This window comes from Ancylobacter koreensis (assembly GCF_023016525.1).
Taxonomy (GTDB): Bacteria; Pseudomonadota; Alphaproteobacteria; order Rhizobiales; family Xanthobacteraceae; genus Ancylobacter; species Ancylobacter koreensis.
The window spans coordinates 1-4,958 of sequence record NZ_JALKCG010000014.1 but is presented as its reverse complement, the minus strand read 5'-3'; the positions used below and the strand labels follow the sequence as shown (position 1 = coordinate 4,958).

Genomic DNA, 4,958 nt, shown 5'->3' with positions numbered 1-4,958 from the left:
CTGCGCCTCATGTTCTGGTCCTCTCAGTGGGCCAGAACGAACTTCAATCTGGATTAGCCAGGAGGGGCAACGTCAGACGTCCTACCCGCAACGCGTCCCTTACGAGGCAACCGCACTGAGTTTGTGGCGCCGGCGGGTTGCAATCTGGTCAATCCGAACCTCGCATTCGCGCACCAAGGCAGCCCGGTGGCTGAGCGGGTCTGCGACGATGTCCAGATGCGCCGTGGTGCGCCCCTGCGCGTCGAACTGGATCTGGTAGATGAAGTAGCGGCCGCGATTGCGCAGTGCAGAGATTTGCTCAGTGCCCGTCAGTCGGACCGTACCCGACTTCACCTCGATGAAGCGCAGGATCTTGTCGACATGTGCCTCAGGCGCGTCCTTGAAGGCGACGCGATCAGCCTCGCTCGCAAAGCTCAGGCAATCGCAGCCATAGCTGCCTTGTCCTTGCAGTCGCGAGACCCGGAGGGGAAAGCGGCCCTGGTTCTTTTCGAAGAGCATAGCCCATTCTTCGGCGTCGTTCGGTGCAGCGACATCCGGCCGGCCCGAGGCTGCAACCGGGAAACCGCCGATTCGCAATCCTCCGCCGCCACCGCCGCGCCCCGAGCCGGTACTTGGCTCGAGATCGACTACCGTGACCGCGGTGGCCTTTGGTGGCGGCGCGGATGGCACGGGCGCCGGGGTTGGCGTGAACATGGGCGTCGCTGCCTGTTCCGCTGGTGCTGGCGTCCCGGACGGCGCCGGGATCGGTGGCACGACGTTCGACGCCGGGGTGATTGTGGGAAGCGGCAAAGGTGCCTGTGGCGCGAGCGCCAAAGCCAGCGTCGCCGCGTCCACTGCATAGGGCTCCTCGGGAGCGGCGATCTCGGTTTCGATCGCGGCCAGCAACGCGTCGATCTCGTGCGAGGTCTGGTTGGCGAGCAGCCGGCGCAGCTGCAGCATGCGCAGGCTGTTGTTGGTCGCCATCAGAAGCTTCTCGAAATCGTCTCCATTCTGCAGCTCGAAGAATTCCGCGAGCCCGTCGCCGATGGCAGTCAGCGCGCGCATGACGATTTCGTCCATATGCTCTTGTGGATCGATCCGGATCAGCAGCCGGTCGCCGTCGAGGAGATATTTGCCGGGCTCGAGTTCCCCGTCGTGGACGGCGTCGCCCAGACTGAATGCCAATACCGCTTCCTTGACGATCTCGAGCTTCAATCCGACCAGGCGCGCTAGCTTGCCGGTGTCGACGGAGTTCGCCAGGCGGAGCGTCTTGATGAACCGCAGGCTGTCCTGAAAGCGGGTGTGAAGATGGCCGGCGATACCACCTTCTTCCAGCACTGCGCGCGTAACCGTCAGGCTGAAGTTCTGCTTGCTCAGCGGCCGCACCCCGAAACGCGCCGCGATCTCGGCCGCACCCCTGCGCGTCGGCAAGTCGAGCAGCGCAAGATGATCGCGCGCCGTCGCGGGAAAATTATCGCGATCCAGATAAAGAACGTTCCCGACTTGCACCCAAGCGATCCCACCGCCCTTGCGGGCCTGCACCGTTCCGGTGGCCCGGAAGCGGGCGCCCGCGTCGCCGCCACGTGACGGATCGAAATCGTCGATCTGTAGGATCTGGCCGTACAAGCGGCGGACGACATCGGGGCTTGCCCGACGCTTCTCGAGGCCCGCTAGGAGCCGATAGATTTGCGGTTCGGCAAGGTCCGACAACTTGTCCGGGACCTGTGCATGAATTAGGCCGCGGGCCCAGATGGCCTTCGACAATCCGAACTGCGCTTCTTCGGCGGCGCTGGGCTTGGCCGGGGTTTGGAATAGCGTAGCGAGCGGCCCGGGCGAAATCATTGCATCGCAAGGCGCGACCTTCTCGCCGTCCGACACCGTCAGCCAGGGTCGCGTCGCGATCATGTGCCGGACTAGGTCCGGCAGCTGGCCCACATAGGGCTTCCAGTTCGCCCGGCCCGTTCGCCCGGTGAGCCGGGTTGCAAAGGGCTTCGGATTGATCATGTCGAAACGCGCGTCGAAGGCGAGCCAGGTCAGGATTGCAGCGCTCGGCGCATTAGCCAGAATCCCGGCCAGCCCCACGACCGTGTCGAACTTGGCCAGATAGGTTGATCCCCAGACGAGTTCTGCCTTGGTCAGCACGCTGCGGTGATTGCCGTCGGCGACATCGAAAACGTCAGGCAGCGCATCGATCAGAAGCGGGCGATACATCGGCGGAACCGACTCCTCGACGCCCTTGGGCCAGACATGGACCCCGATCCACCGGAAGAACTCCCGGAGCGCCGTCACGTCCGACGAGAAGGGATAGGATTCCGGCCCGGCTACGAGGTAGCCTGACTGTCCCTGATAGAGCGCCGAGACGATGAACCCGGTATCGCCGTATGGCGCCGAGAGATGAACATGACCCGCGTCGCGCCAGGCGCCGTCGGCGCAAATCACTTCGGTCGCGCCCGCCGGGAAAATTGCCTCGCGTGCGACGGCGGTCTGCCGAAGCCCGAACAACGCTTCGAGCAGTTCGCGTTTCACGGCATCTGCGCGCTTAGGCTGCTGCCGGATCACCTTGTTGGCCTCGCGTCGCAGCGACCCGATTACGCCGGACGCACTGAATTCGTTGACCCCGAAAGCTTGGAGCTTGTCGAAACGGTCGCGCATGACGCCGCCCAGACCGTCGCTGATCTTGTTCCACAGCTCGGGATGGAGGAACTTCGCCTTTGCCCACCAGGGGAGCACGGGCGGCGTCCCCGACGCCGGCGGCGGGAACGACGTATTGTTCTGCGTGAGCGGCTTTCCCTCGGTGTCCAACAGTAGCGACCGATCGTGGAGATCTACGTGGAGGGCCTTGGCGATGCCCACGATCGCACTGGCACGTTCGTCGATGGTCATCTCCGCGCCGCGGAGCACGGCGAGCATTTCGTCCTGCTTCAGCAACTCGACAGAAAGACGCTCGATCACGTCGCGATCCGCCCCGCTTCTGCTGCGCGCCAGCGCGGGGAAGAAGCGGTTGGGCAGATAGGTGGAATAGGCGGAAGGCTCGACCTTGGTCTCTTCCGCTGTCGCAAAGGTACCAGCGTTGGTCGGGATCAGTGGGCGCGCGCGGGCGGCGGCATAGACTTGCGTCTCGAATGGCTTGAGCGGCTCAGGGAACAGGCCCGTACGAGCAAGCAGCGTAAGCGGTCGCGGCATTTCGGGAGCGTCGCGAAATGCTACCAGCGTGTCCGCATAGAACAACGAGAGCGCCGCCAGCACGCCCGCATTCACGTCGGAGTTCGCATTCAGTGTCTTACGGCTCGAGTCCAACTCGAGGGTGGCATGGAACAGCGCCGGGAAAGGCAGCGGAATGTCCGTCGGGAAATAGCAATGGAGGGCCCCGGGCGGTGTAGGTTCGCCGCAACGCATGGCGATCGCCAACTCGTACCCGCGAAGACCACCAGGCTCTTCGGGATCCGGCAAGGTTCCCGTCGCGCGCACCGCGCGCCAATCTTGCTCAGTTGCCGTTTCACCCTCCGCTACCTTGAGCGTGAAGCGATCCCCACCCTTGGCCTGCTTGGTCCAGCAACGAGGAACCCCCTCGCCATCATCGAGGATGATTTCTCCGATCGCTTTCACGAAGAGCAGGAAGTCGGGCGCAAACTCGTCGAGTTGCTTGAGGGCCCGCTGATGCGCCTTCTCGTCTTCGAACGGTGCGGCGACGACGGTGTCATAGCCCTGTGCGCGCAAGGCACGAGCGCGCGTCATCAACCGCTGGCGCACTGGGTCGGCGGCCGCCTCGAGCACGCTGCCGCTTGCGGGAAACGGCAGAATGGGAACCGGTGTGCGGCGGCTGCGGTCGATGAGCCTCTGGATGCGCGTATCTGCCTGCGCCAGCTTGGCGACCTGGGCCGCTGCATGAGTGCGCGAGAAACCGACCTCCAGCGACCCGCTCGTGACGAAGGGCTCCGAGGACCAGTTGAGTAGCGCGCGGAAGCCCAGACCCTTTGCGCCAATCAGCGCCGCGCCGCGCTCGGGTTTATCGCTCAGATGCGCCGTCATCAGGGAGCGCACGCCGCCAGCGCGAAATGGCATGCCGGTATTGGCGACGCAGAAACCCTCGGGACGAATCTCGATGCGCACGCGACCATTGCCTCCCTGTTCGGTCGCGGCATCGGCGGCATTCTGCACCAGTTCGAGAAGCTCGCGATTGGCATAATCGCGCGCGATAGACTTCTCGGCATTGGCGTCGTGCTTGAGCAGATCGGGCTTCGAACGATAGCCGTTTTCGCTGTCCTCAAGGCGCTCCGCGATCCAGCGTTGCCAGCCGAGCACGGTTTCCGGCGTCGGTTCTTCTTCGGGGAGATCGGGAGCGTCGATCGGATGCGTTGCCATCATTCCGCTATGCGCCAGCCTGACGCAACCGCTCAAGCCGGCGATCAAGGAGCGCCCCCTGATTCCCAAGAAAATTTTTGATCCGATTGGGGAAGTCGCGCAGCCCGTCAAGCACCCGATCAAGACTGCCGAGGCGGTGCCAGATGGGAAGACCAAATGTATTTTGAAAAACGGATGCCTGCATGAAGGCGAGCGGCGTGTAGGGACTCTGGACCTGCCGGCCGCGGCGTTGAGGGGAACGCGAAAAGGCTGAGCACACCAGAGAGCTCCAGTGCCTGATATCCTGCCTGCGCCGCTAACCAGGGGGCTGCCGAGTCGGCATGGCTCCCAAATCTCGGTCATTCCGGCCGCTGCTAAGGGCTGGATGAACGACCGCGGTTTCGGATCAGGCTTGGACCTAGCTGAACGGCCGAAACGGCGGCGCAAAGCAGACTTCGCTGCAAGGGCAGGCGAATAACAAGTATGGATCGTTGCCGCCAGACCGCTCCACCAAGCGTATCCCGTGAAAGACTCCCGCGCCGCATCTGACAAGTATTTTTGCGCCGCTGAACGCGGTTGTTCTGCGGCGTAGAATTGGCGCCTTGGCCAAGTGGGGGATGCCCATGATCCTCAGCGCA

At 63.7% G+C, this 4,958-nt stretch carries 1 protein-coding gene; it reads right to left on the bottom strand.

The genetic code is table 11. The features are described 5' to 3' along the window. Positions 1-99 precede the first annotated feature (99 nt). On the bottom strand, positions 100-4,389 hold the full coding sequence (locus tag MWN33_RS18935) for a sacsin N-terminal ATP-binding-like domain-containing protein (protein ID WP_247202613.1): 4,290 nt from the start codon (positions 4,387-4,389) through the stop codon (positions 100-102). Positions 4,390-4,958 lie beyond the last annotated feature (569 nt).